General features: G+C 34.7%; 47 protein-coding genes and 2 pseudogenes. 45 read left to right on the top strand and 4 right to left on the bottom strand.

The genetic code is table 11. The features are described 5' to 3' along the window. Positions 1-79 precede the first annotated feature (79 nt). Positions 80-760, top strand: coding sequence for a RadC family protein (gene radC / locus PYW37_RS07660; protein WP_021722532.1), 681 nt, complete (start codon positions 80-82; stop codon positions 758-760). A gap of 198 nt (positions 761-958) precedes the next feature. Here the strand turns inward: radC and PYW37_RS07655 are convergent, their stop codons facing one another. The 4 genes from PYW37_RS07655 to PYW37_RS07640 form a co-directional block, all read right to left on the bottom strand. Continuing rightward, positions 959-2,083 (bottom strand): tyrosine-type recombinase/integrase, encoded by a 1,125-nt coding sequence (locus tag PYW37_RS07655; protein ID WP_025016617.1) that lies wholly within the window; start codon positions 2,081-2,083, stop codon positions 959-961. A 124-nt stretch (positions 2,084-2,207) separates the two neighbouring features. Further along, positions 2,208-2,708 carry a hypothetical protein gene (locus PYW37_RS07650; RefSeq protein ID WP_025016616.1) on the bottom strand — a complete coding sequence of 167 codons (501 nt, stop codon included), beginning with the start codon at positions 2,706-2,708 and terminating at the stop codon, positions 2,208-2,210. A 59-nt stretch (positions 2,709-2,767) separates the two neighbouring features. Beyond that, a complete protein-coding gene (locus PYW37_RS07645) occupies positions 2,768-3,205 on the bottom strand; it encodes an ImmA/IrrE family metallo-endopeptidase (protein ID WP_025016615.1) in 438 nt (145 codons plus the stop codon). Further along, entirely contained in the window at positions 3,202-3,720 is a 519-nt protein-coding gene (locus PYW37_RS07640; RefSeq protein WP_025016614.1) for a helix-turn-helix domain-containing protein, read from the bottom strand. Before PYW37_RS07640 ends, PYW37_RS07645 begins: the two co-directional genes overlap by 4 nt. A 171-nt stretch (positions 3,721-3,891) precedes the next feature. Between PYW37_RS07640 and PYW37_RS07635 the strand changes: the two genes are divergently transcribed. From PYW37_RS07635 to PYW37_RS07420, 44 genes and pseudogenes are all read left to right on the top strand, one after another. Beyond that, a complete protein-coding gene (locus tag PYW37_RS07635; protein WP_025016613.1) occupies positions 3,892-4,125 on the top strand; it encodes a helix-turn-helix transcriptional regulator in 234 nt (77 codons plus the stop codon). Continuing rightward, entirely contained in the window at positions 4,100-4,324 is a 225-nt protein-coding gene (locus PYW37_RS07630; RefSeq protein ID WP_044009646.1) for an ORF6N domain-containing protein, read from the top strand. Before PYW37_RS07635 ends, PYW37_RS07630 begins: the two co-directional genes overlap by 26 nt. After that, positions 4,297-4,533 (top strand): annotated as a pseudogene (locus PYW37_RS07625) (ORF6C domain-containing protein); the annotation flags it as partial. The gene PYW37_RS07630 and the pseudogene PYW37_RS07625, both read left to right, overlap by 28 nt. Positions 4,534-4,545: 12 nt before the next feature. Next, entirely contained in the window at positions 4,546-4,878 is a 333-nt protein-coding gene (locus PYW37_RS07620; protein ID WP_002819829.1) for a DUF771 domain-containing protein, read from the top strand. Between the two features lies 1 nt (position 4,879). Continuing rightward, complete coding sequence (locus tag PYW37_RS07615; RefSeq protein ID WP_025016611.1) at positions 4,880-5,128, top strand: hypothetical protein; 249 nt, start codon at positions 4,880-4,882, stop codon at positions 5,126-5,128. Beyond that, positions 5,125-5,301, top strand: coding sequence for a putative transcriptional regulator (locus PYW37_RS07610; protein WP_032943269.1), 177 nt, complete (start codon positions 5,125-5,127; stop codon positions 5,299-5,301). Before PYW37_RS07615 ends, PYW37_RS07610 begins: the two co-directional genes overlap by 4 nt. A 105-nt stretch (positions 5,302-5,406) precedes the next feature. Further along, positions 5,407-6,144: a phage recombination protein Bet gene (gene bet / locus PYW37_RS07605; RefSeq protein WP_025016610.1), complete on the top strand. Its 738-nt coding sequence runs from the start codon at positions 5,407-5,409 to the stop codon at positions 6,142-6,144. Between the two features lies 1 nt (position 6,145). Beyond that, entirely contained in the window at positions 6,146-7,135 is a 990-nt protein-coding gene (locus PYW37_RS07600) for a DUF1351 domain-containing protein (RefSeq protein ID WP_025016609.1), read from the top strand. A 226-nt stretch (positions 7,136-7,361) separates the two neighbouring features. Further along, entirely contained in the window at positions 7,362-8,288 is a 927-nt protein-coding gene (locus PYW37_RS07595; RefSeq protein ID WP_044009647.1) for a phage replisome organizer N-terminal domain-containing protein, read from the top strand. Next, on the top strand, positions 8,281-8,523 hold the full coding sequence (locus PYW37_RS07590) for a hypothetical protein (RefSeq protein ID WP_025016608.1): 243 nt from the start codon (positions 8,281-8,283) through the stop codon (positions 8,521-8,523). The genes PYW37_RS07595 and PYW37_RS07590 overlap by 8 nt, the downstream gene beginning before the upstream one ends. Positions 8,524-8,535: 12 nt before the next feature. Further along, positions 8,536-8,835: a hypothetical protein gene (locus tag PYW37_RS07585; RefSeq protein WP_232238886.1), complete on the top strand. Its 300-nt coding sequence runs from the start codon at positions 8,536-8,538 to the stop codon at positions 8,833-8,835. Between the two features lie 217 nt (positions 8,836-9,052). Continuing rightward, positions 9,053-9,325, top strand: coding sequence for a hypothetical protein (locus PYW37_RS07580; protein ID WP_025016607.1), 273 nt, complete (start codon positions 9,053-9,055; stop codon positions 9,323-9,325). A gap of 20 nt (positions 9,326-9,345) precedes the next feature. Further along, positions 9,346-9,531 (top strand): hypothetical protein, encoded by a 186-nt coding sequence (locus tag PYW37_RS07575; protein WP_025016606.1) that lies wholly within the window; start codon positions 9,346-9,348, stop codon positions 9,529-9,531. Positions 9,532-9,533: 2 nt separating this feature from the next. Further along, positions 9,534-9,848 carry a DUF658 family protein gene (locus tag PYW37_RS07570; protein ID WP_025016605.1) on the top strand — a complete coding sequence of 105 codons (315 nt, stop codon included), beginning with the start codon at positions 9,534-9,536 and terminating at the stop codon, positions 9,846-9,848. Positions 9,849-9,858: 10 nt separating this feature from the next. Further along, positions 9,859-10,248: a YopX family protein gene (locus PYW37_RS07565; protein WP_044009648.1), complete on the top strand. Its 390-nt coding sequence runs from the start codon at positions 9,859-9,861 to the stop codon at positions 10,246-10,248. Further along, a complete protein-coding gene (locus PYW37_RS07560) occupies positions 10,245-10,451 on the top strand; it encodes a DUF1125 domain-containing protein (protein WP_044009649.1) in 207 nt (68 codons plus the stop codon). Before PYW37_RS07565 ends, PYW37_RS07560 begins: the two co-directional genes overlap by 4 nt. A gap of 137 nt (positions 10,452-10,588) precedes the next feature. Then, on the top strand, positions 10,589-11,167 hold the full coding sequence (locus PYW37_RS07555) for a DUF1642 domain-containing protein (RefSeq protein WP_025017266.1): 579 nt from the start codon (positions 10,589-10,591) through the stop codon (positions 11,165-11,167). Positions 11,168-11,175: 8 nt separating this feature from the next. Next, entirely contained in the window at positions 11,176-11,502 is a 327-nt protein-coding gene (locus PYW37_RS07550) for a hypothetical protein (RefSeq protein ID WP_032943792.1), read from the top strand. Beyond that, positions 11,499-11,735, top strand: a complete 237-nt coding sequence (locus tag PYW37_RS07545; protein WP_133278222.1) for a hypothetical protein — start codon at positions 11,499-11,501, stop codon at positions 11,733-11,735. Before PYW37_RS07550 ends, PYW37_RS07545 begins: the two co-directional genes overlap by 4 nt. Beyond that, on the top strand, positions 11,728-11,910 hold the full coding sequence (locus PYW37_RS07540) for a hypothetical protein (protein WP_025017264.1): 183 nt from the start codon (positions 11,728-11,730) through the stop codon (positions 11,908-11,910). The genes PYW37_RS07545 and PYW37_RS07540 overlap by 8 nt, the downstream gene beginning before the upstream one ends. Next, positions 11,903-12,193, top strand: a complete 291-nt coding sequence (locus tag PYW37_RS07535; RefSeq protein WP_133278212.1) for a hypothetical protein — start codon at positions 11,903-11,905, stop codon at positions 12,191-12,193. The genes PYW37_RS07540 and PYW37_RS07535 overlap by 8 nt, the downstream gene beginning before the upstream one ends. Further along, complete coding sequence (locus PYW37_RS07530; protein WP_197939425.1) at positions 12,186-12,575, top strand: hypothetical protein; 390 nt, start codon at positions 12,186-12,188, stop codon at positions 12,573-12,575. Before PYW37_RS07535 ends, PYW37_RS07530 begins: the two co-directional genes overlap by 8 nt. After that, positions 12,562-13,212, top strand: a complete 651-nt coding sequence (locus tag PYW37_RS07525) for a hypothetical protein (RefSeq protein WP_025017262.1) — start codon at positions 12,562-12,564, stop codon at positions 13,210-13,212. The genes PYW37_RS07530 and PYW37_RS07525 overlap by 14 nt, the downstream gene beginning before the upstream one ends. 16 nt (positions 13,213-13,228) lie before the next feature. Then, positions 13,229-13,423, top strand: a complete 195-nt coding sequence (locus tag PYW37_RS07520; protein ID WP_023164635.1) for a DUF7336 domain-containing protein — start codon at positions 13,229-13,231, stop codon at positions 13,421-13,423. A 46-nt stretch (positions 13,424-13,469) separates the two neighbouring features. Further along, entirely contained in the window at positions 13,470-13,709 is a 240-nt protein-coding gene (locus tag PYW37_RS07515) for a hypothetical protein (protein WP_025017276.1), read from the top strand. After that, the gene (locus tag PYW37_RS07510) at positions 13,706-13,888 is read left to right on the top strand and encodes a DUF1660 domain-containing protein (RefSeq protein WP_025017277.1); all 183 of its coding nucleotides are present in this window, start codon (positions 13,706-13,708) and stop codon (positions 13,886-13,888) included. Before PYW37_RS07515 ends, PYW37_RS07510 begins: the two co-directional genes overlap by 4 nt. Then, positions 13,885-14,238 carry a hypothetical protein gene (locus tag PYW37_RS07505; RefSeq protein WP_025017278.1) on the top strand — a complete coding sequence of 118 codons (354 nt, stop codon included), beginning with the start codon at positions 13,885-13,887 and terminating at the stop codon, positions 14,236-14,238. Before PYW37_RS07510 ends, PYW37_RS07505 begins: the two co-directional genes overlap by 4 nt. Positions 14,239-14,284: 46 nt before the next feature. Further along, a complete protein-coding gene (locus tag PYW37_RS07500; RefSeq protein WP_015968427.1) occupies positions 14,285-14,776 on the top strand; it encodes a phage antirepressor KilAC domain-containing protein in 492 nt (163 codons plus the stop codon). Positions 14,777-15,013: 237 nt separating this feature from the next. Then, complete coding sequence (locus tag PYW37_RS07495) at positions 15,014-15,478, top strand: hypothetical protein (protein WP_023189037.1); 465 nt, start codon at positions 15,014-15,016, stop codon at positions 15,476-15,478. Positions 15,479-15,725: 247 nt separating this feature from the next. Then, positions 15,726-16,148, top strand: coding sequence for a RinA family protein (locus tag PYW37_RS07490; protein WP_025017223.1), 423 nt, complete (start codon positions 15,726-15,728; stop codon positions 16,146-16,148). A 236-nt stretch (positions 16,149-16,384) separates the two neighbouring features. Continuing rightward, entirely contained in the window at positions 16,385-16,861 is a 477-nt protein-coding gene (locus PYW37_RS13315; RefSeq protein WP_197939426.1) for a hypothetical protein, read from the top strand. Then, on the top strand, positions 16,858-18,150 hold the full coding sequence (locus PYW37_RS07480) for a PBSX family phage terminase large subunit (protein ID WP_032943703.1): 1,293 nt from the start codon (positions 16,858-16,860) through the stop codon (positions 18,148-18,150). The genes PYW37_RS13315 and PYW37_RS07480 overlap by 4 nt, the downstream gene beginning before the upstream one ends. A gap of 10 nt (positions 18,151-18,160) precedes the next feature. After that, the gene (locus tag PYW37_RS07475) at positions 18,161-19,666 is read left to right on the top strand and encodes a phage portal protein (RefSeq protein ID WP_025017221.1); all 1,506 of its coding nucleotides are present in this window, start codon (positions 18,161-18,163) and stop codon (positions 19,664-19,666) included. Positions 19,667-19,680: 14 nt separating this feature from the next. Beyond that, entirely contained in the window at positions 19,681-20,844 is a 1,164-nt protein-coding gene (locus tag PYW37_RS07470; protein WP_025017220.1) for a phage minor capsid protein, read from the top strand. A 175-nt stretch (positions 20,845-21,019) separates the two neighbouring features. Then, the gene (locus PYW37_RS07465) at positions 21,020-21,583 is read left to right on the top strand and encodes a phage scaffolding protein (protein ID WP_025017219.1); all 564 of its coding nucleotides are present in this window, start codon (positions 21,020-21,022) and stop codon (positions 21,581-21,583) included. A 1-nt stretch (position 21,584) separates the two neighbouring features. Further along, positions 21,585-22,427: pseudogene (locus tag PYW37_RS07460) on the top strand (capsid protein); the annotation flags it as partial. Next, positions 22,416-22,700: an Ig-like domain-containing protein gene (locus PYW37_RS07455; RefSeq protein ID WP_255209176.1), complete on the top strand. Its 285-nt coding sequence runs from the start codon at positions 22,416-22,418 to the stop codon at positions 22,698-22,700. The pseudogene PYW37_RS07460 and the gene PYW37_RS07455, both read left to right, overlap by 12 nt. Positions 22,701-22,745: 45 nt before the next feature. Then, complete coding sequence (locus PYW37_RS07450; protein WP_025017218.1) at positions 22,746-23,135, top strand: head-tail connector protein; 390 nt, start codon at positions 22,746-22,748, stop codon at positions 23,133-23,135. Continuing rightward, the gene (locus tag PYW37_RS07445; RefSeq protein ID WP_025017217.1) at positions 23,132-23,473 is read left to right on the top strand and encodes a putative minor capsid protein; all 342 of its coding nucleotides are present in this window, start codon (positions 23,132-23,134) and stop codon (positions 23,471-23,473) included. Before PYW37_RS07450 ends, PYW37_RS07445 begins: the two co-directional genes overlap by 4 nt. Further along, positions 23,473-23,790, top strand: coding sequence for a minor capsid protein (locus tag PYW37_RS07440; RefSeq protein WP_025017216.1), 318 nt, complete (start codon positions 23,473-23,475; stop codon positions 23,788-23,790). The genes PYW37_RS07445 and PYW37_RS07440 overlap by 1 nt, the downstream gene beginning before the upstream one ends. Next, on the top strand, positions 23,790-24,191 hold the full coding sequence (locus tag PYW37_RS07435; protein ID WP_025017215.1) for a phage tail terminator protein: 402 nt from the start codon (positions 23,790-23,792) through the stop codon (positions 24,189-24,191). The genes PYW37_RS07440 and PYW37_RS07435 overlap by 1 nt, the downstream gene beginning before the upstream one ends. Continuing rightward, positions 24,192-24,641 (top strand): phage tail tube protein, encoded by a 450-nt coding sequence (locus tag PYW37_RS07430; RefSeq protein ID WP_023189895.1) that lies wholly within the window; start codon positions 24,192-24,194, stop codon positions 24,639-24,641. Continuing rightward, positions 24,580-24,987, top strand: coding sequence for a hypothetical protein (locus PYW37_RS07425; RefSeq protein ID WP_044009655.1), 408 nt, complete (start codon positions 24,580-24,582; stop codon positions 24,985-24,987). The genes PYW37_RS07430 and PYW37_RS07425 overlap by 62 nt, the downstream gene beginning before the upstream one ends. A 51-nt stretch (positions 24,988-25,038) precedes the next feature. Next, positions 25,039-25,404 carry a hypothetical protein gene (locus PYW37_RS07420; protein WP_023189897.1) on the top strand — a complete coding sequence of 122 codons (366 nt, stop codon included), beginning with the start codon at positions 25,039-25,041 and terminating at the stop codon, positions 25,402-25,404. Position 25,405: the final 1 nt, after the last annotated feature.

Below are 25,405 nucleotides of genomic sequence, written 5' to 3'. Positions count from 1 at the left end.
TTCTGAGATTCATCAGAACTTTTTTGGTTAATTAATCTTTTGTCAGTTACAAAGACCAGATTTTTCCGTATATAATAGTATGTATGAACTAAGAGAAAATCCGTATCCGATGCAACCTAGGGAACGCTTAGAATTTTTAGGAGAAGAGTGCTTGTCTGATGTTGAGCTGTTAGCGATATTATTGCGAACAGGGACAAAAAAATACTCATCATTAAATTTGGCCTTGGAAATTCTTCAACATTTTGAAACTTTGGATAATTTGCGCAAAGCTTCGATTAATGAACTCAGAGAAATTTCAGGCATTGGACTGGCAAAATCCATTGAAATTCGAGCAATGATTGAATTTGGAAAAAGGATACAAACCACTAATAGAAAACGTTACGGTCAAGTTTTGAGTTCCAGAGAGTATGGCCTGAGTCTTGCTTTTGAAATGCAAAATTTTGAGCAAGAGCATCTTGTAGCGACTTATTTAGATGGTCAAAATCGAATTATTGAAAAAAAGACAATTTTTATAGGGGCGGTTAATCAGGCAACTGCAAGCCCTAGAGAGATTCTTTATCATGCAATAAAAAATCTCTCAGTAGGACTGTTAGTTGCACATAATCATCCCTCAGGAAATTTACGACCCAGTCAGGCTGATAAAATATTTACTGACAAAATAAAAAAATCTTGTGAGGATGTGGGGATCAATTTTATTGACCATATTATTGTAGGGGCTGGTAATTATTTTAGTTTTCGGGAAGAAGAGATCAGAAAGTGAAGGATTATATAACAAACAATCACTTCTCAACTATAAAGAAAAGAAAAAGAACAGTCAATAAAAACTGTTCTTTTATTTTGTACTAATTTAGTTTTCTTGAGCTCCCATGAAAAACTACATAGTAAAGGATAGATGTGCTTTAGATAATGGCTTTATTCTTGATTTTTAATGATTTGTTGTATTTTTGTTGTAAGAAAATTATAACTCCATTAGTAGCTCAATTATTTTATCCTTATCTTTATTTTCTAGCTCTTTTATAATATGGATATAGGTTTGCTGTGTGATAGCCACACTTGCGTGTCCTAGGCGTTTTGAAACAGTCATGATATCAACTCCATGATAGAGGAGAACAGAAGCATGAGTGTGCCTTAAACCGTGTACAGTAAGTGGAGTAGAAATCTTTAGTTTTTCCAATGCATGATCTAATGTATTTTGCAAAGCTGAGAGAGTTATTATTTTTCTATAAGGATGATAACAAACAAAGTCATGTATCGGTTTTATACCCAAACTTTCAAATAATGTTTTTTGCTGTTCTCTAAAATCTTTTAGCAATTGCATACTTTCATCATCTATAACAATATCTCTTATTCCAGCATCTGTTTTGGGCTTTTTGAAACCACCGACTTTGTTTCTGTAATTCCAAGTTCTGTGGCACTTAATGACATTATTATCAAAATTAATATCATCCCATACTAATCCAAAAACTTCACTGGCTCTCATTCCAGTAATTGAAATTATAAACAGCATAGTGGGAGATGAATAGTTTGGATTAAGCCTATTTCTGAAATAATCAACTAATTGCTTGTATTCATCAAAATTTACAAACTTGTCTTGCTCGGCTTTATCATTTCCATTACCTTTAACTACTGCACGAGTGGTAAAATCTTTTTGCAGTCGTCCCTCTTCAATGAGTTGTTGAATAGATGCTCTAACTCTAGTATGAAACCCTTTTGTAGATGCTTTGGCGTGTGTTTCAGCAAATTTATTTAGCACTCTTTGATAAGAAGATGCTGTTATTTCGGAAATTAAAACATTTGGCATATAGGTTTTTAAATATTTTAACGTTTGCTCATAACCTTTATAAGTCATTTCATCAATTGCATTTTTCTTATAAAGTTCCATCCATTCTTTAAAATATTCGGAAATTTCTTGCTTAATGGGGTCAACAATAAATCCTTTTTTTAGTTTGCTTTCAATATCCATTGCTTCAGCTTGTGCATCGGACTTTGTAGAAAAACCACCCTTTGTTAGACGAGGAAGTCCTTGTTTTGTTCTTGATATTGAATACTGCCAAGTTTTCCCACGTTTTTGATATGTAGCCATATTTGCTTTTTACTCCATTTCTATGATAAAATGAGTACAGTAAAAAAGCTTATTAAAAGCTTTTGTACTACTTTATAGTTTAAATCCGCCCTAGCCGTCCAAAGTTTGGGTGGATTTTTATTTATTATGAATTAAATTTAGATTTGCTTGTTATTTGTCCTGTAGCTTTATCATATTGGATAGTGATACTTTGAGTCTCACCTTTGAGCCATGAGATAGAAGTCCAGTTTACTGTAACTATAGTTTGATTACCTATACTTGATTCTGAAGTAGTATCTGGTTTACCAACTTTTGCTTCAATTTCAGCATAAGGAGTACCACCAGAGTAAGACATAGTTCCATCATCGTTGATGTTGGTTTGTGCAGATGTAATAGAATCATAAATTTCTTGTGTCCATCCTGATTTTGGTTTTTCAGAAGAACTAGAAGAACTAGAAGAAATTTTAGCTTGGCTAGAAGATTTAGATGTTGCAGTAGACTTAGAATCTGATGAATCTTTATCTTTGTCTTTCCCGCCTCCTCCAAGTGCGCTACCTATAACAGCTACTACGATTACTACAACAATCCAGAACCAAATTCTTTTATAAATTGGTTTTTTAGCTTTAGGATTTTTTCCATTTTTCATGTGTATTACTTCCTAACCTAGCTTTTAACGAGATTCGAGATATTGCTCGTAGTTTTTATTTAAATAACTTCATGATATTCAGCAGTATACTCTTCAATAACTGATTCGCATATCCACTTAAGTTTATTATTGAGTTCATACGCATCCATGAACTGACTGATATTAATTTCATTTGGTTCTGGTGCAAAATCCCATTTAGAAAGCCATTCATTGAATCTGTAAACTACCATGAATCGGTCAGCTTGTGCCTCTTGCTTACTCCCAAACATTTTAGAATGGCAATTATAATGGGTGTGTCCACAATAACAGTGGCCTAATTCATGAAGAATAACGTTTTCTTGTTCTATTATCGTCAAATCATCTCTGATATAGATAATATTATATTCAGGAAGATACAATCCCTTAATATCATCAATTAATACAACATCATTTTCTGATGGAATGAAATATATAATTTCAGCACCAAGCTCTCGAGAAAGTTCTCTAAGTTTACTCATAAATCGCCTTTATCAATTTTTTCTTTAAGAGTATTTTTCAACAAACGTTTGAAGAATTCTTTATCATTGTCGTTAAGCTGTCCACCGCCATAGGCACTAGCTTTACTTATTTGTTCTTCAAGATATTCATCGGTCAGACGATAATCTTCTATTTGTTTAACTTTATTCTGTTCTTCTTGTTCTTTTAGTTGAACATTTGCAGTCTCTAAAACTATTTTTTGTCTTGGCTCTTCGAGTTGTGAACTAATTTTATTTATTTCTTCTACTATAGGAGACTGTTTTTTTGTTTTATTAGGCATTTCATCTTTAGATATACCTAACAGATACTCTGTAGATATTCCTAGGGCTCTAGCAAAATCATCAGCACGATTCAACGGGAATTCTCTACTAAAATTAAAATATCTAGATATAGCAGATTTCGCCATATCAACTCTTCTAGCTAATTCAGATATGGAAAGATTTTGTTTATTTTTTTCATCTATTAGTATTCTTACAATTTCTTCATTTGTTCGCATGATTTTCTCTCTATAAACTTGATAAAAACATTATACCACTGTTCCCGAAAAAGCACAAGATGTAAACAAAAAAAGTTTTTTTGTTTTTTTTTATAACTTTTCTGTTGACAAAAGAGAACGATAGTGATATTATTGATTTGTTCCCGAAAAAGAACGAAAGGAGAAATGAATATGACTATTGATTTAAACAGAATCAAAGCAGAACGAATCGCAAATGATTTGACACAAGACGAAGTTGCTAAGCGAATGGGATGGAAAACACGAGCCGCTTACGCAAAACGAGAAAACGGCATTGTGTCTATTGGGGCTAATGAGCTTATCAAATTGGCTTCAATTTTTGGATACGATAAAGAAGATTTAGGCATTTTTTTTAAAGCGAATGTTCCCGAAAAAGAACGAAAATAGAAAGGATTCAAAAATGAACGAATTACAGATTACAGAATTAAATGGTCAACGAGTTTTGACTACACAACAAATTGCTGATGGTTATGGAACAACAAATAAAGTTATTAGCAATAATTTTAATAATAACCGGACGAGATTTGAAGAAGGGAAGCATTTTATTTTATTGGTAGTCGCATTAACCAACGTGTTGCGGAAGTAGCTAGAGGATATGGAAAAATCACTCGAGAACAGCGCGGCAAGTTGTTTAAAGATATCAATCAAGGAGTCAAGGTAGTTACAGGAGTATCTACACGAACTCAATTAAGAGCAAAGCATTTTGATACAGTTGTTGATTTCACTAATAACTGGGAGCCTTCCACAGCTACGAAAATGCAACTCAGACAAATGAGTTTCGATTTTGAAGCTTAGAAAGGAAAATCCATGGAACAAACACTTGAAGTACAAGCGACTATTTCAGTTTTAATTCCAGAAGATAAGATTCTTGTAGATAAAGTTGAATATCAAGAGCTTAAAGAAAAAGACTTTGACGGTTGGGTTGGTATGGATGTATTCATAAAAAAATCAAACCGTAGTATTCCAACAGTTTCCAAAGTTTTAAGAAAACCTGATTTAAGAAAAAGAATATCAGTTGAAAACGGAGGTTGGGTATATTACCCAAATGGTAAAGGAGATAACTGGTCGTTTAGGTTTAAAGAAATGATGGATTTTATAAACAAAGAATTTTATCAAAAGTTTTCAGGAGGGAGTAAATAAAATGTTCGGATTTAAAACAGAAGAAGAAAAAGAAATTCTTGCTGATTACAATAATGTAGTCCGTGATATGAAAGAGTTGAAGGACCTGGTAGACCAAATGTCAACTACAATCGCAACACAAGCTCAAATGATTGATACAAGAGATCAATTGCTCGATGAAGCATATTTAAAACTTGAATCAGCCGAAACAGAATTAATTATTCGTCGCAAAAATGATGAATTTCGTCAAAAGTTGGCGGTGATGAAATGAAAAATCAAGTAAAAACAATTAATCATCTTGGACAAGTAGTTTATCAAGAGTCAGTCGAATTTTATAAAGAAAAACTCTCAGTTTACTCAAAAGATTTTCTTCAAAATTCGCTCATCCCTCAGCTTTATGAATGGTCAAATGCTTATAAAGCAGCGGTTGAACTGACAAAATAAAAAAGCCCGCACTGGCATGCGGACTAAGACGTGATGTGTCTTTATATATTTTTATATCTAGATTATATCACGTTTCAACAAAAATAAGAAACGGAGAATTTAAAAATGGCAAATGAATTAGGAATCTTTAGTGTTGATAATTTAAATATGACCACAATTAAGCAATATTTAGATGGTGGTGGCAAAGCAAGTGATGCGGAACTTGTTTTACTTATTAATCTTTGCAAACAAAACAACATGAATCCATTTATGAAAGAAGTTTATTTCATCAAATATGGTAATCAACCAGCTCAAATCGTTGTATCTCGTGACTTTTATCGAAAACGTGCATTTCAAAATCCTAATTTTGCGGGAATCGAAGTAGGAGTAATTGTTCTAAATAAAGATGGAGTTCTGGAACATAATGAAGGAACATTCAAAACTCATGAACAAGAATTAGTTGGTGCATGGGCTAGAGTTCATTTAAAAAACACAGAAATCCCAGTATATGTTGCGGTATCTTATGATGAATACGTTCAAATGAAAGATGGACACCCTAATAAGATGTGGACTAATAAACCATGTACAATGCTTGGAAAAGTAGCTGAAAGCCAAGCGCTGAGAATGGCATTTCCTGCCGAGTTTTCAGGAACTTATGGCGAAGAAGAGTTTCCTGAGCCAGAAAAAGAACCTCGTGAAGTGAATGGTGTAAAAGAACCTGACCGTGCACAAATCGAATCTTTTGATAAGGAAGACTACGCAGCAAGGAAGATTGAAGAGTTGAAAGAAAAAGCTCAATCTCAAAAAGAAGTTGTTGAAGAAACTGGCGAAGTTATTGATGAAATAACAGCGGAGGATTTCTAAAATGAATGAATTTAATGTAACGTTTGAACCAGCAAAAATTGAAGTCTTAGACCGTGAAAAGTTTGAAGAGCAAATTAATTCAATTGCTCAAGCAAACTCTAACCGGCTTGTAACTGTTGAATCAATGGCAGATGATAAAAAAACTCGTGCAGAGCTACGGAAACTTTCAAAATCCTTGAATGATGAAAAGATTCGTATCAAAAAGGAGTATAACCAACCTTTAACAGAGTTTGAAGTTTGGTTCAAAAAGGCTGTAGAAGTATTAGAGAATGCGATTTCTCAAATTGATTCTGGGATAAAAGAAGTTGAAGCAGAACAAAAAGAAGAAAGAAAAAAAATTGTTCATGAATTGTTAATTGAACTGACGGCAGACACAGAAGTAGATTCACGAATCTTTGAAAGCTTTGTGGATGACTGGGCCAAATCTTCAAATTTCAATGACACTAAACCTAAAAAGCAACTTATTGATTCTATTACTTATGTCATTGATGGCGAAAAGCAAAAGATTGCTGAATATAAAGCAAATAAAGATACGATTTCAAACTTTTGTTTTGGAAATAATGTCAGTGATACACCATATATTCGGATGCTTGATAGTGGAAAATCTGTCAGTGAAGTAATGTCAGCAATTTCTGAGGATGTTCTTTTTGAAAAGCAACGTAAGGAAGCTGAGGAAAAACGCAAAGAAGCAGAAAAACAAAGACAAGCTGAACTTGAAAAACAGCAGCAAGAATTTGAAACAAGAAAGCTTGAAGCGTCGTTTAACAACGCTGCTTCGGTATCAACTGAAATCATTCAGAGCGAACCAGAAAAAACAAAATCTAGTCCTGATGAAGAAATTGCTGAAGTTTCTGGAACTGAAATCGTTCAGAAGTATAGAGCGGTAATTGAAATTTGTTTTTCAAGTCTTGAAGAAAAAAATAAATGGAAGCAAGTTATGGTTGATAACGGTTTCGGAGATTTCAAAGCGAAAGAGTTTGGGAAAATTTAACCTATGAGCAAACTGCAGTCCTCACTAATCCTGAGCAGTAGAATTAGAAATAATTCAACTTTAAGCAAGACTACCTTGGGCGGGTAGTTTCGTATTTAGTCAAAGCTGGAGGGTGGCGGAACGAGCCGTAAAGTCAATGAGTATTTAGTGTTTACACATAACCACTCATCGCCAGCTTTTAATTTGAAAAATAAAACTTGAAATAAATCTATAGGAAGGAGAGGGTGTGGCAGATAACAAGAAGTATTACTACATGAGATTAAAAGAAAACTTCTTTGATTCTGATGAAATGATTATCTTAGAAAACATGGATAACGGAGATGGGATTATTTACAGTAACATCTTACTGAAACTTTATTTAAGAAGTTTAAAGTATGAAGGAAGGCTAATGTTCAATGAAAGAATACCTTTCAACCCTCAAATGCTTTCTACAATTGTACGTCATCCAGTCGGTGTAGTTGAAAGAGCTCTTAAAGCGTTTGTTGATTTAGGCCTAGTTGAAGTTATGGATAATGGAGCAATTTATATGCTAGATATTCAAAACTTTATCGGAAAAACAACAACAGAGGCTGATAGGATAAAGGCTTATCGATCTAAAATCAATAAAGAAAAAGGTCTAGTTTCAAATGATACACCAAAGTTAGTACAAATGTACGACAAAAGTACACCAGAGTTAGAGCTAGAGATAGAGAGAGAGTTAAAGATAGAGAAAGAAGTAGAAGCAAGCACAGCTACTTCAACAAATTCTGATTTTCAATACTTAATTGAACTTTATCAAGCAAACTTTGGAATAGTAAAACCAATTCTTTATGATGACTTGAAAGCTGATTTAGAAGATTATGGCCTTGAGCTAATTATTGAAGCAGTCAAACGAGCAGTAAAAAGACAACGAGAATACGGATATGCACAAGGCATTCTAAAATCTTGGAATCGGTCAGGAATAAAAACACTTGAGCAAGCAAAAGCTGAGGAAGTGAGTTTTCAAAATAAGTCTCAAAACAATCAGAATAAATTTCAGCAGCAAAAGCCAGTCAAAAAAGCTCCTGAATGGACTGATGAGGGTAGATTAATTAAAGCTGGTGTCGATACAACTGGAATGACTCAAAACGAAATGTACAAATTAGTTGGAGAAATGGGGTTGCGTAATGGATGACCTCAGAAAGTATTATCTTGAACTTGCTAGTAGAGTCTGTGAGGGAATCACTCCAGACCATTACGACAGATGGCTTAAATGGGCTAAGGAAAATGGATTACTGATAAGCCCATGGATGTTTATTTCATCGATAACTAGTTTGAGTGTTGTAGAAGTATCAAAACGCATCTCTCCTTGGCACATGGAACATGGGAAGCGTGTTGAGGATGAGTACGAAAAAATAAAAATCGTTTAAAAAGGTCAATATATGAAGTTTGAATTTAACTTTCTCAGAAAAGAAATGATAAATGAGAATGATAACAAAGGCACAACTTATGGTTCAAGAATTGCTGCCAATAACACTAAACAGCGTTTAAGACGGATTGCATGTCGAACTGCTCATGAATGGCTAGACCAGTCAGATGAAGTATTTGAGCAATTCCATGAGAAGCACCGTTGCGATGTGTTTGTTGTGCTATATCCTCCTAAAAATTATAGTTATGATCCACCAAACTATTCGCCAACTTCAAAGGCGATTATAGATGGATTGACAGATGCTGGAATATAGAGTGATGATAATAAAAATATTATTCGCAGAACAAGTTTTGAGCATGGTGGACTTTCTGGAGATACAAAGATGTGGAAAGTTGAGTTAGTAGTGAAAGAACTGACAGAATAGCATTTAATCATGAAAATTGCGGTTACATTGAGCGCTTAAAACGTTTCATGGATAATTTATCACGAACTAGACAAAAGCGCTTAGAAGCTAAAATATGAGGTAGGTTATGGAAGTAATCAACTTATCAGATAAAAAACTGGAATCTAAAAAAGACGGAAGATTTAAAGTAACAATTAAGACAATTGAACCTACTGATTCAATCTTGGTGACTTATGACATAGAAGTTAAAGATTATAGTGATGAAGGCGAAGAAGATGGATACGTTTCTATTTATCAGAAATCATACTCTGGAAGTAATCCTGAAAAAATAGCCCAACAGATGGTTGATGGAATAAAAAGAAAAAAAGTAACTAAAATAAAAGTCTATTATTTGGATTGACTAAAATATGAGGTGTTAGTATGACAACGCAAAAAGAAAAAAATGTCCTAGATTTTAAAGACAAGGATATCTTGAAGAATCATAAAGTCGCTGACAAAGACGACGAATGGTTTCACGAACAATGGAAAAATAAACTAAGCGGATTGAAAGAGGCAGGAGATGGCAAGGTTAGAAAAAAATTTATGATGTATATTTCAAAGAGATAAAAATGGGAACTGGTACAAAAAAAGAGCTTTCGAAAATGCTTCTTGTTTCACCTCATTCAGTCGCTGGATGGGTTAAAAATGGAAGAGACAATTCTCCAAAAAAGAACGCAGTCAAAATCGCAGTCGTAAATGAAAAAGCGATGATGGAGAAATATCCCGGTTGGAAGCCCTATGGTGGTTCAAAATCTAAGATTTCTGATGAAATAACCGATCGCGACCGTAGAAAGCACGAAACAAAAGAAGAACGTAGATTGCGAAGAAATATCAGAGCGCAAATGGCAATCGAAGCAGCACGCAAAGAAGAATTAGGATTATAGGAGCAGCTAGATGAAACCAAAATTAAGAGCTTGGGATAAACAAGATGAGCGTATGAGTTATGGAGAGGTTGAATATTTCGACGATAGCATTAATTATCGTTTTGACCATTTCTGTACTGGCGCTGATGAAGACGTTGAATTTATGCAGTCAACAGGATTAAAAGATAAAAATGGCGTTGAAATTTATGAAGGTGATGTAATAAATTATAGGAATTCTTTTAGAAATCCAATGACTGGTTCTGGGTCACTTTCCATAAATAGAGACTTTAAAATAATTTTCAAAGATGGAGAATTTAAGGCAAAAGGATTTGATATACGATTAAAAAATATCCTAAGCTATAGCGAAGTCATCGGAAATATCTATGAGAACCCTGAATTATTGGAAGGAGATAAGAAATGACAGTTGAAAGTTTATTAAAAGTGATTGAAGAAGGGATGACAGTTATTTTAAAAACTGAAAAAAATCGAATCATAGTCCAATTTGAATGTGGTAATGATATTGAAGCTTTCAGTTGCGGTTTCCTTTACAGAAAAATAAAAATTATCAAAATAAAAAATGGTAGAGAACTAATCGCAATCTTGGAGGACACGAAAAATGATTAAAAAAATAAATGTAACATGCGCAAAATGCAAAGAGAATTTCATATTTACAACTGATAGTTCAGTCGTTGATAAGGTTTTAGATGAAGGGCATTATATTTGCTTCACTTGTGAAGATGAAAAAAGTGAGGACACGAAAAATGACTAAGTTTGAAGAAGAATTTAACTACTTGATTGAATTATCAGGAAAAGTATTACTTGGACAAGTAGATGCTGAAACATTTGAAAAAAACAGAATTGCATTTTTTGAAAAGTATGAAACAGACCAACAGCAAGACCTACCAGTCGTGCCTGAAGATGTTGATAAAGCTATTAAATACTTGAAAACTCAGAATAATTTTGCCACATTGAGTGACTTCGATGATATTTTGACAGAAAAAGGCTTTTGGTGGCTGAATCATTTCCAATTTAAAGATAGACGGTTCGGTTTTGGTGGTCTAAACAATAAACTATTTATCCTTTCGCATTTAGCTATTACAGGCTACACAGTCGAAAAACCGCAGATCGAAAAACCGCAGCTGTTCTATATTGCATTACCAAAAGTTTTTGGATTAAGCGATTCAACCAGCGATTCAACCTTCGTATCAAAAGCGGAAAGTGGAATAATCTCAGAATTTACAAAAGGAAAAGATTATGCATTAAAATTAACAGAACAAGAAATCAAGTCAATTGATGAGCGTTACTGGCAGTTTGCTGTGCCTGTGGAGGATGGAGAATGAGTTATTTTATGAGTTGCCAAAAATGTGGCAAAGAAACAATAGGAAGATATGCAACTGAAGATAGCTTGTGTGGTGAGTGCATTTCAGACACTGACAAACTTTCGGTTGAAAAACTCCAAGAAGAATTAGAGAGCTGCATTCAAACGTTGATTGAAGCGAGCGTTGCAGCAACCATCACTCAAGATATTGTTGTTGGAAACCTTGTAGACAGAAAGCTTGCGGACCTAGCTAAAACTCATAAACTTGCAGTTGATTACATCGAAAAAGTAACTGGAAAGAAAATCGATGTTGTACTAGCTGAGAATGCGGCGCTTGAAGCGGAGGAAGATGAATGAGCGATTTACCTAAAATGTTAAGTAAACGAGAAATTGAACTCGAAGAACTTGAAGAGGCAAAATATGTACAGTCTTTACGTGATAATATTGAAAAACTCCAAGAACAGCTTAACACTGCGAAAAAGGCACTGACAGAAATAGACCGTTCAAGGCGTGGTATGCAGTTTAGGAGAGATAGAAATCCTGACGTAGCTAGACAAGCACTCAGAGAGATTGGAGGGACTGATGAGTAAAATATTTTGTATGCACACTCACAAATATATGGATGGTAAAATTCATTTACAAAAGTATACTTGTGCCGACTGTGGAAAAGTTTCTTATGTTAAGTATGAGGAAGTTGAAAAACCTATTTCAAATAAAGAAGCTATGAAGCTTTTGAAAGAACTAGAGGGTGATGAAAATGAGTAGATTAAAGCATGAAGTACGTATCTTGCGAGACGAAAATAATAGATTGCGTGATGATATCAAAAAGATGCGAGAGGACTACGCTTTATATCATAGTTCATTGGTAGAAATTGTTAACTTATCATCATTATCTCCTATGATAAATGATGTTGCTCGAAAGGCACTAGAGAGTACTGGGACTACAGGGTGTCCAGCTGGTCCAATAGGTGTGGATGGATTGACAAAATATGTTCAACCCACAATATGGCATAACACAACTGAACTTGAAGGGAGTGGCGATGAGTGAATTAGAGGAATTTAAAAAAGTCGTAAGTCCTATTGCATACGGATTAGCGTACAAATCGGAGCTTGGAACTACAGAGTATCAACAACTTTATGCTGAGGAAGATGTTGTTAGATATTTTAATAATAAACCACAACTCACGATTCCGAAAAGCATTGCAGATAAACTAGATGATATTTTTATTACATTCATCAGAGAACGACATAATTCTAGTGTTTGGCATTTACTGTGGCGAGCAGAGGAAATAGACTGCGAAATCGGTGAACAGTTATCGGCATTACTACCAGATGAAAATCAAGTTAATGTCGCTATCGCCCACCTTGCAGGCAAAGCCCTCGGAGTTGATTTAGTGAAAGTGGTGGAGGGGATAGATGACAATTACTGAGCAACAATTCTATGACATGCTCAATGTTGATGAACATATGAATTTCACAAATCGAATTCAAGAACTTGTTTTTGATAAAAAAGGACGTGAAGAATTTTACTCTAAAATCTTAAATATCCACCATGACATGAGTGTTGATTTTTTCAGAGATTATTTTATGACTCACTCGGCTGTTTCGTCAAAAGGGCAGCATTATACACCAGATGCAATTGGTAAACTCACAGCATTGCTTGTAGGTGGTTCTGGAGGGGCTGATTTAACTGGAGCAGGAACAGGAACTCTAATTATTCAAAAATGGCAAGATGACCGAATGAATGCAGACTTTTTTAACTATTTGCCGAGTAACTATTGGTACCAGGCATTAGAATTATCAGATGAAGCTGTATCGTTCTTAATCCACGCTTTTGCAATTCGAGGAATGAATGGTGTAATCATTCATGGTGATGCATTGGAAATGGCCGCGAAACAAGTTTATTTCATTCAAAACAGTGCTAATAATCCGATTGGTTTCTCAGAGATAAATGTTATCCCTCACAGCAAAGATGCAATGGAATTTTTAGGGATTCATGAATGGACGGAACAGGCAATTGAACATATTGAAAGTAAATTTCCTGACTGGATTCCACTCATAGAATAAAATAAGGAAAAATAAAATGAAAGTATATGTTTTAACCGCAGATACCTGTGATGAAAATTGGGGTTCATCAATAGAACTTTTCGGAGTATTCTCAACCGAAAAGAAAGCTAATAAACGAGCTAGTGAAATGAAATTAGATTATACTACCATATCTGTTATGGATATTGATGAAAATGAAGAACCAAGCTACTTAGGAGGATATATTGAATGACAGACAAACTAATATCGCTGGTCAATGACTGGTGGGGAGGGATTGAATGAATCCAAGAATAAGTGAACTGTTTGACGAGCTAGACTTTATAACAAGTATAGCCAATAATATACATGCTGGTAGTCTATTTGCTTCTGAAAGTATAAGAAAGAAACTTCTAAGAAAAGCAATTGATAACCTGCGTGAAATAGATGTTATTAGACACTCATTAAACCCACAGATTCCAGAACCTTGGGCTAGTATGAGCGCTGATGAGATTATTAAAGGATTAGGAGTATATAAATGAAACTTTTGTGTAAGCTGTTCGGGCATAAGTGGGAAAATGCACTATATATTCGAGTGTGCAAGCGATGTGAAAAGATTGAGTGGGTTTCAAGTAATTCAGGGCTTGAAGTATATGATAGGAAACTAAACCGCTCAGACCTTGACGAGTCAGAGAACGTGTTCGGGGAGGAAAATGAATGAATTTACTAGATTATGTATTTTTTACGCTTGTAGCTTTAATAGGTGGCGCATTCATGAAGCTGGCTTTAGATTTACTTGTAGCTAAAAAAATTGAAGATATTCAAAATATCAATGACACTGATGAAATTTACAAGAATTTGCATAAAGAAGTTTATAGAATAGTCAAAGGTAAAACTTTAGGGGGTGAAACAAAATATTTTGTAGAAAAAAAGAATGATAATAAATGGATGGCTTTTGAAGGTCTCGGCAAAGAAACAATCGATGAAGCAAGAGAATTGAAAGACTGGCTGATTTCCGAGGATGAACAAAAAATAAATAACACAGTTTTAGAAAAGAAAGTAATAGAATGACAGAAGCTGAAAAATGGCTTGATAAACATATGGATTGAGGTGGAAAGTGGATAGAATCGAAAGCATAACCTACGTTCCTATTGAAAAGAAAAATATAATTTTATCCAATCAAGAGATTTCTTACTCAGAATTTATAGAATTATTGGAACTTAATAATATTAAGATGAGCAAAATAATGTTTTTGAAATTCATGAGAGATCGAAGGATAACTATAGATGAAAAAGGTAAATTTTATAATTTCCCCACAGCATTTTCAATTGAAATGGGAATAATGTTATTATCTTCGACAACAAAAGAGAATGTACAAAAATATATTCCTAAGATAACCATTGAAGGGCAAAAATATTTTATAGAGAAATTCCATTACATGATTGAGGATAAAATTCCGAATGATTTTAGTTGGTATATGAATAATGATATTCGAGGTAATCCAACTTTTGATTATTTTGGTAATCAAGGAACATCTAAAAGTAAAATATATGCGTTCAGAACTGGAAGTAGTAGTCGGATTAAATATATTGAAGACAATATGGATTGAACGCAAAAAAAGCCCAAGCTGACCAAGCTTGAGCGAAATACTGAAGAATACTGCGATTTTTATTTTTGGTCATCAACATTATAGCACACAGACCAATAATTTATTCCAAAATAAAAATGCCCGAATTGACCAAATTCGAGCTTAATAGAACAATGTTTCATGGATAATTTTTATGGTCTAACAAATTATATCATACTGAGCTAGGAACTCGCTAAACTCAACTGGAGGGAAAATAAAATGTTTTATATCACACCAACACCAACGTCATGGATTATCTGGACAATTATTTGGGTAATCGGAGTATTACTAGGTTTAGGATTGTTTATTCTAGGTTCAGTATTACGCGAAAACAGAAAAAATAATGTCGCTTATGGAGTTTTTGTTTTAGTAGCTTTAGTAGCGTTAACTTTAGTTGGACTATCCGGTTCATCATATTATCATAATTATACTAATTCATCGTCATATAACATGGCCAAGAAGAATCTCAAAATTGAATATGATATGAATCAACAGCGTACTATCATTATTAAAGATTATAAGGGAGATGTATTTTATGAATATACAGGTTCATTTTCTTATAAAATGTCTGGTCGTAAAGTTGATTTAACCGATAATAAAACTGGAAATAAGATTTCAGTCTATATGGGAGATAACGATACATTTATTGTTACTGACGCAGGGATTAAAGGAGAAAAGAAATGATTGCAAATATAATTATTTTAGCCTACGTGCTATTCCTGATTCTTGGAATGTTCATTACACCTTACGCAATTGGAAAGCCAAGAAGTCCAATAAGTATTGGGACTGCAACCTTTAATATATTATTTGGGATTGCGTTTCTAATCTCGTTATATTTTAAATTAATTAATTAAACAAAAAAGCCCACTGGGAACGGGCTTCGGCAAGAAGTTTTCTAACTTAATTATACCACAAAAGGAGAATTTGATTAATGGCAGATAAGTTAGATAGAATTATTGGAGATTACGTTAATGGCAGACTTGAAGCCAGAATAAAATCAATTGAAAGCAGATATCTTTATAAGCAAAAAGTAGATAACTTAGGTATTCGTACGGCTTATTCTGGCGGTTCGGAGCCTGAAAGTCATGTTATAAATCAAGAAAAGCTTGAAAATGATGAGGAATTAATCAGATTAAGAGAATTGATAAGACAAATCGACATCTGGTATCTACCTTTGATTCAAGTTGAAAAGGAGGTAATAAGACTAAAATGTGAAGGATATAATGGCAGATACTGGTATCAAGTAATGCAAGAATTGGATGCCCAAGGCTTTGAAGTTCCACAGAAGAAAGCCAAAGCTGCTTACTATAAATTTAGAAATGACATCTACTCTTTTGTTATTCACTTGATTTGAGAGGGACAAAATAGACAAAAAAAGAATCGAAATTGCCCAAAATTGGCACCTCGACCCTTGTTTTTGCTGTTATACTTGTATTATGAAGTAAAAGGCAAAAGCACAAAATATCATAAGTATCGGTTTGAATTTGCTTCATAAGCTTGTTAGGGTTCGACTCCCTTACTTGCTATTATATTTTATTACAGGTTGTCCATTGGGCAGCCTTTTATTGTTGGAAAGGAGTATCAATCGATGTGGCAAAAGGTAAATATGAAGAGTGGCTGACCGCAGAAGGCTTGATACTCCTCGAAGGTTGGGCAAGAGATGGCTTAACTGATGAACAAATTGCAAAAAATATAGGGATAAAGCGGCCTACTCTTTATGAGTGGAAAAAGAGTCATCCTGACATTTCTGACGCCCTAAAAAAAGGGAAAGCAGTTATTGATTACGAAGTAGAAAACGCTTTGCTCAAAAATGCTCTTGAAGGAGATACAACAGCTCAAATATTTTGGCTTAAAAACAGACGTGCTGATATGTGGAGAAATAAAGTTGAAACTAATCAGAAACAACAAAACAGACTGTTGGAAGCCCAAGCTGATGCTGCTGTTGCTAAAGCTAAAATACTCGCTGATAGTGCAAACAAACTTAGTGGTAATATAAAAAATAATGAGTTGCTTAAAGCGTTGGTTGAAGTTCCAATTGTTGAGAAAGATGAAGGTGATTCATTATGATTTCTTTCAGCCCAAAGCAAGCGGAAAACATCAAAGCTGACATCACTGGAATTGAGTTTGAAATGAACGAGGGAACAATTCGTTCAGGAAAGACAAACAGCGATATATTCAAAATGGCTCGTATCTATGCGCAATCGCCTGACCGTGACCATTTAGTCCTTGCCTATAATCAAGAACAAGCTTACCGCATGTTCATTGACGGTGAGGGATTTGGTTTAATGTACATATTTGCTGACAACTCAGAAATTCGTCATAACGAAAACGGAGACCATTTATGGATAAACTTCGGTAAAGGTAATGAAAAACGCATTTATTATAAGGGTGGAGGAAAAGTAAATGCAGTTGGTTCTATTACGGGGATGTCATTTGGAACTGTTGCTTTTCTTGAGTTTAACCTGCTTAATAAAGAAGTGATAGCCGAATCTTTTAGGCGGACGCTAGCAAGTAAGCTGAGGTTTCACCTTGGAGAACAGAATCCACCAGCTCCCAATCATCCAAATCTTGAGTTATTGAATCAGTTTGAAAAGACTGGCACTTATCGCTTTAGACATTGGAGACCGACTGACAATCCTATTCTTACTGGTCAACGTTTAAAAATGTGGGAAGAACAATCTAAAACATCAGATTATCTTTATAAGCGTGACTGGCTAGGACAACGGGTAATGCCAGAAGGTGTTATTTATTCCATGTTTGATGAAGATAAACATATGACCAACCAACTTAAAGGCAGAGTCATTGAAACATTCTTCACAGCCGATGGTGGTCAAGCCGATGCGACGACTTGTGCGTTCAATGTAGTGACCTTTCATGAAGGACAATATTATTTGTACCGCATGGCGAATTACTATCACAGTGGAACAGATACAGGGCAGACTAAAGCAATGTCGGTTTATGCCAAGGAGATAAAACAGTTTGTATCTTGGTGCTATGATAAATGGCAAGATATGCCACATTGGAACCATTTCTTTGTTGACCCTGCTTGTAAGACTTTAAGAGAAGAACTTAATTTAATTGGTATTTCAACAGATAAAGCAAATAACAACAGCAGAGATAAAGTTTCAAGTAATGGTTTAAAAATAGAAGTTGGTATCGAAAGAGTACAGAATGCTTTTGAAAAAGGGATTCTTTTTTTGTATTCGTTAGATGGTAAATATGATCACTATAACTTAATAAAAGAAATAGGTTTATATATAAGAACTCCTAACGGATTACCAGTAGATAAAAATAACCATGCATGCGATGAATTACGCTATGCGGTCAATTATTTCACTGTAGAATACTTAATTTAGGAGGTGGCCAGTGTTTGATTGGTTTAAAAATATGATAAGAAAAGGGGGCGCAAAGGTAGGAATGGTTGAGTCATTAAATAATATTACAGATCATCCGAAAATTTCAGTTAATTCGGCTGAATATCTTCGCATCCAAGAAAACAAAAAAATCTATAAAAATAAATTTGGTGAAGTCAGATATTTAAGTAGCGAAGGTAATTATGAAAAAAGAGACTTCCATTCGTTGAATGTATCGAAAGTTGTTTCTCACAAATTGGCAAAGCTTGTTTTTAACGATGGTTGTTCAATAAGTATTGATAATAAAGATGCGGACAGATTTTTACAAGAAGTTTTTAATAACAATAAATTTCGTAAGAACTTCGGGGAAGAATTAGAAGCAGGTTATGCAATTGGTGGTCTTGTGCTTCGTCCATATTATGATGAAGCAAACAAGACGATTAAAATTGCTTATTGCCGGGCTGATACTTTTTATCCATTAGAATCTAATACAAATGATATTAGTGAAGCAGCAATTGCAACCGTCACTCAAGTCTCAGAAGGTAAGAAAAATATTCGTTATACCTTGTTAGAATTTCATGAGTGGGAAAATGGTAGTTATTTCATTCGAAACGAACTATATCGTTCTGAAAATGAACAGGAAGTCGGAATTAGAGTACCTCTTAATTCATTAGCTAAGTATGAAAACTTACAAGATGAAGTATATATGGAACATTTCACTCGTCCTATTTTTGTTTATATCAAACTCGCTGGGAAAAACAACATTGATGTTTCTAGCCCTCTCAGTCTTGGAATTATTGACAATGCCAAGCGTCAACTACTTGATATAAATGACAAATACGACCAATTCATGAGGGAAATCGAAGAAGCAGGGCGCAAAATATTGGCATCAGATGACTTTTTCAAAGTGCGATATAACGAAGAAGGAATGCCAATTAAACGCTTTGATTCTAAGACTGGAGTATTCCAAAGAATGCGTTCAGATGAACCGTTTATTGATGAGTTTGCCCCTTCTTTGAGGTCCAGCGAGTTCATTTCATCAATCAATTTCATTTTAAGAATTATAGAACTTGAAACTGGTTTTAGCTCCGGAACATTTTCATTTGATGGACAGACCGTGAAGACAGCTACTGAAATTATCAGTGAAAACTCTGAAACTTTCTCAACTCGTTCGGACAATGTTTTGATTGTTGAAGAAGCTTTGAAGGAATTAGTAATTACTATCTTTGAGCTTGCGGATTCTTACGAATTATTTAGTTCTCCTAAAGAATATGGCATTAACATTGATTTTGATGATGGGGTTTTTGAGTCACAAGATTCTAAAGCTGATTACTACGGGAAATTAACTACCTTGCAATTAACATCTCGCAAACGAGCCATTCAAAAAGTGCTTGGTGTGACTGAAGCTGAAGCAAATACAATCATGAAAGAAATCCAAAACGAAGCGGAAGGATTAGATACCGAAACGATTGAAGAAGATAAGCTTGATAGCGGAAGTGATGTTCCAGGATTTGATTAAGGGAGGTGATTTAATTGGCTGTTACACCTTATCAATTAGACTTGTGGAGCAGTAACATGTCTAGCCTTTATCAGTCGCTAGAAGGCGAAATATTGCGTCTAATAATCAAAAGATTAAACGACGGCTCAAGTAACATCGCTGACTGGCAACTCCAAAAGCTAAGAGAGCTTCATTTATTCAATTCTGAAACTGCTGAAATGATTTCTAAAATAACAGGAATATCGGAAAAGAACATCAAGCAAATGTTTAATGATTTAGGCAATTCAACAATTGAAGATATTGACAATTTAGTTGCTTCAGGGCTTCATTTAACACCTTTACCAAGCAATATTGATGAAATAATGAGAGCTTATTATAACCAAGCTTGGGGTGATTTGAATAACTATGTTAATCAGACACTTCTTTCAACTAATTATGGTTATGGCTCAATATTATCTCGCCTTTATACTGACATCATTAATAAAACAGCCGCTGCTTTTAATACTGGAATCTTTACTTTTGAAGAAGCATTAGAAAGAACTGTTAGGCAATGGGCTCAACAAGGTATTAAATCAACTTTTATTGATAAAGGAGGGCATACTTGGTCGATTGAACGCTATGTCAGAACTGTTTTAAAGTCTACAATGGGAAATACTTACAACGAGCTTAGAACTTCAAGAATGAGTGAATATGGAGTAAATACAGTAGTAGTTACAAGCCATATGGGCTCAAGGTTAGCTTGTTCGCTTATTCAAGGGCATGTAGTGGATTTAAGGCAAAATGTTCCTGATAATGCTGAATATAAAAGTATTTATGATCCATATTGGAGAGCTGATTATGGAGAAGCAGGTGGTCATCGTGGCGTTAACTGTCGTCATGCATGGATTCCTTTTATACCTGGAGTAAATACAAATAATCAACCACTATTTGATAAAGCTGAAAATGATAAAGTTGCAGCACTACAAAAGCGGCAAAGAGAGCTTGAACGAAGAATAATAAAGTTCAAAAAAAATAAAATGGTTTCGGAAGCTATGGGAAATAAAGAAGGTGTTCAATCATGGCAAAGAAGTATTACAGCAACTCAAAAAGCAATTAGACAGCTTGTTGATAGCAATGAGTATTTATCAAGGAATTATAAGCGAGAGAAGGTTTATACTCCTTTAAATATTTTGTTGAAAGATTTTAATTATAAAAATTAAGCGTTTGTTACTGACAGACGCTTTTCTTATGCCCTTAGTGGAAAACAAACGTTTATTCCTTTTTCGTTTAGTTTGTAGGTTCGACTCCTACATGGGGCTTAGCTCGCCTAGCTATAAAAGGCAAACAAATCCAAAGCGGGAAGTGTCCGCTATAAAAGACTATGGAGGGAAAGCAATGGATATTAAAGCCATTATCGCAAAGCACACAAAAGAAGATGGAAGTTTTGATTCTGAAGCATTTGCTACAGAAATTAATGCAACTATTCCAAAAGAATTTGTGAGCAAAGAACAATACAGTAAGAAAACAGAAGAAATTGAACAACTCACTACTGACTTAGAGAGCGCTCAAAAATCTAATCTAAGCACAGAAGAGCTTCAAAAACAACTTGAAAAAGCTGTGAATGATGCTAAAGAACGTGAAACTCAATTTAATGCTGACCTTGCTAGTATGCAAAAAACAAATGCAGTAAAACTCGCTTTGAAAGACTCAGGCACTGTGAACAGTGATTTGTTATTTGGTCAAGTCAACATGGATAACGTCATTATTCAAGACGATGGCAAAATTTCAGGACTTGATGAACAAGTAACAATATTCAAAGAATCAATGCCCTATTTGTTTCAAGAAGGAGAAGCTGCAGATAAAACAGAACCAACAATCGTGGCTACCGGTAATCCAAATAGTGGTGGATCTGGTGGAAAAACGATGGTTCAAAAAATTCAAGAAAGATTAGGTGAATAATATGCCAGTAGTATTAGACTCAAAAGACTTAGCAACAATCGACAAAGAATTCAAAGCAGAATTTCAAGTTTGGGATATCTTATCACAGGGTGCAAAATCTATTACTGCAGCTGATTTTGTAGGTACAAAAGAAGTTCGTATTAATAAAATGTCTGGATTCAAAGATGCAACATCTTATAAACGTAACGGAGAAAATGCTCGTAACCAAATCAGCATTGACAAAGAAACTGTAAAATTAACCCATGAAGATTGGTTCGGTTATGATGTAGATCAGTTGGATCAATCAGAATCGGCAGCACTTACCATCAATAATATTGTCACTGAGCATAAACGTTTAGTTACAGTTCCACATCGTGATAAAGTTGCGATTCAAGCACTTTATGACAATGCAGGAACAAAAGTATCTGAGGCATTGACACAAGCTACTATTCTAGATTCATATGATGCAGCAGAAGAGTATATGACTGACCATGAAGTACCTGGCGGTTATGTAATGTTTGTTTCAGCAAAAGTTTATCGTCTATTGAAAAATGCCGATGGAGTATCTAAAACTTTCTCTACAAATACAATGTCAATTGCTGGTATTGACCGAACAGTAGCACAACTTGATGGCGGTGTTCCAATCCTTAAAGTTTCAAAAGACCGTATTCAAGGAATTAATATTTCTAATACAATTAACTTTATTGTGGTTCCTTTAACAGCAATTGCGCCAATTGTTAAGTTTGGTACAGTCGATACAGTACCAGCTTCACAAGACCGCAGCGGATATCGTGATACAATCAAAGGCCTTGATTATTATGATGCAATTGTATTTGATAATGCTCAAGAAGCTATTTATATTTCCGAAACAATTCCACCCGTTGCAGTAGTTGGAGTAACGTTGAATAAAACAACGCTATCTCTCGCAGTTGGGGCAAATGAAACACTGACAGCGACTGTTACACCTACTGGTGCAACTGACAAATCAGTAACTTATAGTTCTGATGATTCAACAATCGCTACAGTAACACCAGTTCAAGGTAAAGTAGTCGGAGTAAAAGCTGGAACAGCACACATCACAGCTACTACAGCAAACGGTAAATCTGCTACTTGTGCGGTAACAGTTACAGCACTATAAGAGAGAGGAGCAAAGACTCCTCTTTTATTTTTAAGGAGGTAAACAATGGCTTATTTAACGTTTGATGAATACACCAACTTTGGATATAAAGCTGTTACTTCTGATGAATTTGACCGTTTAGTTGTTCGAGCTTCTGATGTTGTTGATGTTTATTCTCGACAATTTTATAAATTTCATGACTTGAATACTGATGTAGATTTTAGAAAGTACCAATTTAAAAAAGCTGTTGCAGTTCAACTCGAATATATGGCAACAATCGGGGCTGTTTCAACGGCTGAAATTAACAATCCAACATCTTGGTCATTAGATGGAATAAGTGTTTCAAATGGCAATAATAAGCTTACTGATGATGGAACTTCTATTTCATTAATCTCACAGGATGCTTTAGAAATGTTGAGTGAAACAGGTTTGCTTTATCGTGGGGTATGCTCATGAGTTACTATCAATTACCACCCAAAAGCGCCTTTCCTAATACTATCGAGTATAAGAATAAATCTGGTGAAGATAACTATCATAAGCCGATTTATGACCCATCAAAAATAATTGAAAACGTTTGGTTTAATCTAGCTTCAACTTTTTCTCGTAGTGGCAATAATTCTACTGAGAAAGCTCCTAATTCATCAATTACTTTAGTTAAAAGATACTGTGGTCCATTGCCTAATTTCACTAATGATTCTCTAGTTATTTTTGAAGGTAAGGAGTACAGAATAGTTTTAGCTAAAGAACTCATCTTGAACGGAGAATCAATTGGCTGGAGATTGGAGGTGGTTTAATGGCTATTAAGGTTGATTTGAAGGGAGTAAACCAGAAGCTGTCAAAAGCCAATTTAGACCGTGGACTTTATGCTATGACGAATCAAGCAATGGCAGACATGAACCCTTTTGTACCATTCAAAGAAGGGGATTTGAGACAAAAAGTTCATGCGTCTAAAAATGGTGTGACCTATGAATCTAAATATGCCAAGAGACAATTCTATCTTCAAGGAAGGAAATACTCGACTCCTGGAACTGGTCCTAGATGGGATTTAAAAGCTAAAGCAAAATTTAAAGGTTCTTTGCCAAGAGCATTTAAGAAAGGAGCAGGTATTTAATGGATTTTATAGACCGGCTTTGTGATAGTGTTAATTCTATTCAAAATTTGCCTATTAACTGTTCGCTTGGATATTTGTTATCTAAGGAATGCCTTGTGCTTTATCCTCTGCCAGGAGGACAAGTTGAAAGAGAATTCTATGATGGCATCAAAGACCAAGTGTTAAATTATGAGTTTTCAATGAAGTCGCAAGACCAGCAAGCGATTCAAAGGACACTTTGGTTAATTCAATCTCATTTAGAAGAGCTTTCATTGCTAAACAGTGATGATGGCTCTTTTGATTTTGGAGAAATAAGAATTTCAAATAAGCCCTATATTAACAACGAAGATGAGCAAGGTTACTACATTTTCATACTTGATATACAGGCTGCAATTACAACATTTCCACGAAAGGATAAATAAATGACAAGATTAAAAAACGCACTGCGAGGTCACTTTATTGCACCAGTTAAAACTGCTGGAGAAGAACCAACAGATAAAGATTACTTAGAACTCGCAAAATGGATTTCGGGAGTCACTGATGATACAGACGAAGAAACCGATGATACAGGGTTCTACGATGGCGATGGTACAAAAGAAACAACAGTAACTGGAGTTTCTGGAGCTTATACATTTGAGGGGTTTTATGATTCAGAAGACCCGGCACAAGCTTTAGTGGCAGCAAAAAAATATAAAATTGGTGAAGACCGCAAGGTATGGCATAAAGTTGTATCTGCTGATCGTAAGAAACAATGGATAGGATTAGCAACAATTTCAGATATTAAAGCTGGCGATGGAGATGCGACCGATTATGAAGCCTTTGGTTGCAAACTTACATTCAATCAACTTCCAAAAGAAAAACCGTTCCCCTGATGCTCCCCAGGTGGTAACTGGGGTTATTAATTCAGATGGCTCTATAAAATTAGATTGGAATGCAGTTCTTAAAGCCAAAGCGTATTTGATTCATTATGCGGATGCGAATAAAACTGATCCACATGATGCAAAATATATGGGCTATACTGAAACTAACTCATGGACATTAGCAACCGCACATGTTCCAACACTCGTAACTGGAGATAAGATTTATTTCTATGTCCAAACTTATAACGTAGTTGCACCAAGTGGAACAACAGAAGTTGAAAAAGCTGCAGCTTTACATGATGCAGATAACATTACTGGTTCAGCTTGGAGTACACCAACAATTTTGACTAAAAACTAATTAAGAAGGCTAGGAGCATATTTCCTAGCCTTTATTTTTTAAGGAGAAAACATGAAACCAATTCAATTACGTAGCAATTTTATCGAAGTAGATTTTAAAGATGCTGATGGGACTGTTGCTTTTACAATTCGATTTGACCGTAAAGACGAAAATATTGAACGTTTGTTGAATTTTGAGAAAGAATTTGAAGAACTCAATAAAGATTTTAACGAAGAGACTGCAACGCTGGGCGAAAAGAAAACATATGTCAAAACAGTCGTTGATTCATTTTTGGAACCAGGTTCTTTTGAAAAACTCTATACTTCAAATCCTTCACTTGAAATTGTGATGGTTTATTTATTCCAAATTATTATCGGAATCAAAGAAGAACTCGAAGCAGAAGACCTTAAAGCTCTGGAAAATAAATATCTGAAATAAG

The sequence above is a fragment of the Lactococcus lactis genome, from assembly GCF_029023865.1.
Lineage (GTDB): Bacteria > Bacillota > Bacilli > Lactobacillales > Streptococcaceae > Lactococcus > Lactococcus lactis.
The sequence above is the reverse complement of the archived record's forward strand: the minus strand, read 5'-3'. Positions and strand labels throughout refer to the sequence as shown.

Bases quoted from the DNA above. Each gene is read 5' to 3' on its own strand.
- radC (WP_021722532.1), top strand. From the start codon at position 80: ATGTATGAACTAAGAGAAAATCCGTATCCGATGCAACCTAGGGAACGC.
- PYW37_RS07655 (WP_025016617.1), bottom strand. From the start codon at position 2,083: ATGGCTACATATCAAAAACGTGGGAAAACTTGGCAGTATTCAATATCA.
- PYW37_RS07650 (WP_025016616.1), bottom strand. From the start codon at position 2,708: ATGAAAAATGGAAAAAATCCTAAAGCTAAAAAACCAATTTATAAAAGA.
- PYW37_RS07645 (WP_025016615.1), bottom strand. From the start codon at position 3,205: ATGAGTAAACTTAGAGAACTTTCTCGAGAGCTTGGTGCTGAAATTATA.
- PYW37_RS07640 (WP_025016614.1), bottom strand. From the start codon at position 3,720: ATGCGAACAAATGAAGAAATTGTAAGAATACTAATAGATGAAAAAAAT.
- PYW37_RS07635 (WP_025016613.1), top strand. From the start codon at position 3,892: ATGACTATTGATTTAAACAGAATCAAAGCAGAACGAATCGCAAATGAT.
- PYW37_RS07630 (WP_044009646.1), top strand. From the start codon at position 4,100: ATGTTCCCGAAAAAGAACGAAAATAGAAAGGATTCAAAAATGAACGAA.
- PYW37_RS07620 (WP_002819829.1), top strand. From the start codon at position 4,546: ATGGAACAAACACTTGAAGTACAAGCGACTATTTCAGTTTTAATTCCA.
- PYW37_RS07615 (WP_025016611.1), top strand. From the start codon at position 4,880: ATGTTCGGATTTAAAACAGAAGAAGAAAAAGAAATTCTTGCTGATTAC.
- PYW37_RS07610 (WP_032943269.1), top strand. From the start codon at position 5,125: ATGAAAAATCAAGTAAAAACAATTAATCATCTTGGACAAGTAGTTTAT.
- bet (WP_025016610.1), top strand. From the start codon at position 5,407: ATGGCAAATGAATTAGGAATCTTTAGTGTTGATAATTTAAATATGACC.
- PYW37_RS07600 (WP_025016609.1), top strand. From the start codon at position 6,146: ATGAATGAATTTAATGTAACGTTTGAACCAGCAAAAATTGAAGTCTTA.
- PYW37_RS07590 (WP_025016608.1), top strand. From the start codon at position 8,281: ATGGATGACCTCAGAAAGTATTATCTTGAACTTGCTAGTAGAGTCTGT.
- PYW37_RS07585 (WP_232238886.1), top strand. From the start codon at position 8,536: ATGAAGTTTGAATTTAACTTTCTCAGAAAAGAAATGATAAATGAGAAT.
- PYW37_RS07580 (WP_025016607.1), top strand. From the start codon at position 9,053: ATGGAAGTAATCAACTTATCAGATAAAAAACTGGAATCTAAAAAAGAC.
- PYW37_RS07575 (WP_025016606.1), top strand. From the start codon at position 9,346: ATGACAACGCAAAAAGAAAAAAATGTCCTAGATTTTAAAGACAAGGAT.
- PYW37_RS07570 (WP_025016605.1), top strand. From the start codon at position 9,534: ATGGGAACTGGTACAAAAAAAGAGCTTTCGAAAATGCTTCTTGTTTCA.
- PYW37_RS07565 (WP_044009648.1), top strand. From the start codon at position 9,859: ATGAAACCAAAATTAAGAGCTTGGGATAAACAAGATGAGCGTATGAGT.
- PYW37_RS07560 (WP_044009649.1), top strand. From the start codon at position 10,245: ATGACAGTTGAAAGTTTATTAAAAGTGATTGAAGAAGGGATGACAGTT.
- PYW37_RS07555 (WP_025017266.1), top strand. From the start codon at position 10,589: ATGACTAAGTTTGAAGAAGAATTTAACTACTTGATTGAATTATCAGGA.
- PYW37_RS07550 (WP_032943792.1), top strand. From the start codon at position 11,176: ATGAGTTGCCAAAAATGTGGCAAAGAAACAATAGGAAGATATGCAACT.
- PYW37_RS07545 (WP_133278222.1), top strand. From the start codon at position 11,499: ATGAGCGATTTACCTAAAATGTTAAGTAAACGAGAAATTGAACTCGAA.
- PYW37_RS07540 (WP_025017264.1), top strand. From the start codon at position 11,728: ATGAGTAAAATATTTTGTATGCACACTCACAAATATATGGATGGTAAA.
- PYW37_RS07535 (WP_133278212.1), top strand. From the start codon at position 11,903: ATGAGTAGATTAAAGCATGAAGTACGTATCTTGCGAGACGAAAATAAT.
- PYW37_RS07530 (WP_197939425.1), top strand. From the start codon at position 12,186: ATGAGTGAATTAGAGGAATTTAAAAAAGTCGTAAGTCCTATTGCATAC.
- PYW37_RS07525 (WP_025017262.1), top strand. From the start codon at position 12,562: ATGACAATTACTGAGCAACAATTCTATGACATGCTCAATGTTGATGAA.
- PYW37_RS07520 (WP_023164635.1), top strand. From the start codon at position 13,229: ATGAAAGTATATGTTTTAACCGCAGATACCTGTGATGAAAATTGGGGT.
- PYW37_RS07515 (WP_025017276.1), top strand. From the start codon at position 13,470: ATGAATCCAAGAATAAGTGAACTGTTTGACGAGCTAGACTTTATAACA.
- PYW37_RS07510 (WP_025017277.1), top strand. From the start codon at position 13,706: ATGAAACTTTTGTGTAAGCTGTTCGGGCATAAGTGGGAAAATGCACTA.
- PYW37_RS07505 (WP_025017278.1), top strand. From the start codon at position 13,885: ATGAATTTACTAGATTATGTATTTTTTACGCTTGTAGCTTTAATAGGT.
- PYW37_RS07495 (WP_023189037.1), top strand. From the start codon at position 15,014: ATGTTTTATATCACACCAACACCAACGTCATGGATTATCTGGACAATT.
- PYW37_RS07490 (WP_025017223.1), top strand. From the start codon at position 15,726: ATGGCAGATAAGTTAGATAGAATTATTGGAGATTACGTTAATGGCAGA.
- PYW37_RS07480 (WP_032943703.1), top strand. From the start codon at position 16,858: ATGATTTCTTTCAGCCCAAAGCAAGCGGAAAACATCAAAGCTGACATC.
- PYW37_RS07465 (WP_025017219.1), top strand. From the start codon at position 21,020: ATGGATATTAAAGCCATTATCGCAAAGCACACAAAAGAAGATGGAAGT.
- PYW37_RS07450 (WP_025017218.1), top strand. From the start codon at position 22,746: ATGGCTTATTTAACGTTTGATGAATACACCAACTTTGGATATAAAGCT.
- PYW37_RS07445 (WP_025017217.1), top strand. From the start codon at position 23,132: ATGAGTTACTATCAATTACCACCCAAAAGCGCCTTTCCTAATACTATC.
- PYW37_RS07440 (WP_025017216.1), top strand. From the start codon at position 23,473: ATGGCTATTAAGGTTGATTTGAAGGGAGTAAACCAGAAGCTGTCAAAA.
- PYW37_RS07435 (WP_025017215.1), top strand. From the start codon at position 23,790: ATGGATTTTATAGACCGGCTTTGTGATAGTGTTAATTCTATTCAAAAT.
- PYW37_RS07430 (WP_023189895.1), top strand. From the start codon at position 24,192: ATGACAAGATTAAAAAACGCACTGCGAGGTCACTTTATTGCACCAGTT.
- PYW37_RS07425 (WP_044009655.1), top strand. From the start codon at position 24,580: ATGAAGCCTTTGGTTGCAAACTTACATTCAATCAACTTCCAAAAGAAA.
- PYW37_RS07420 (WP_023189897.1), top strand. From the start codon at position 25,039: ATGAAACCAATTCAATTACGTAGCAATTTTATCGAAGTAGATTTTAAA.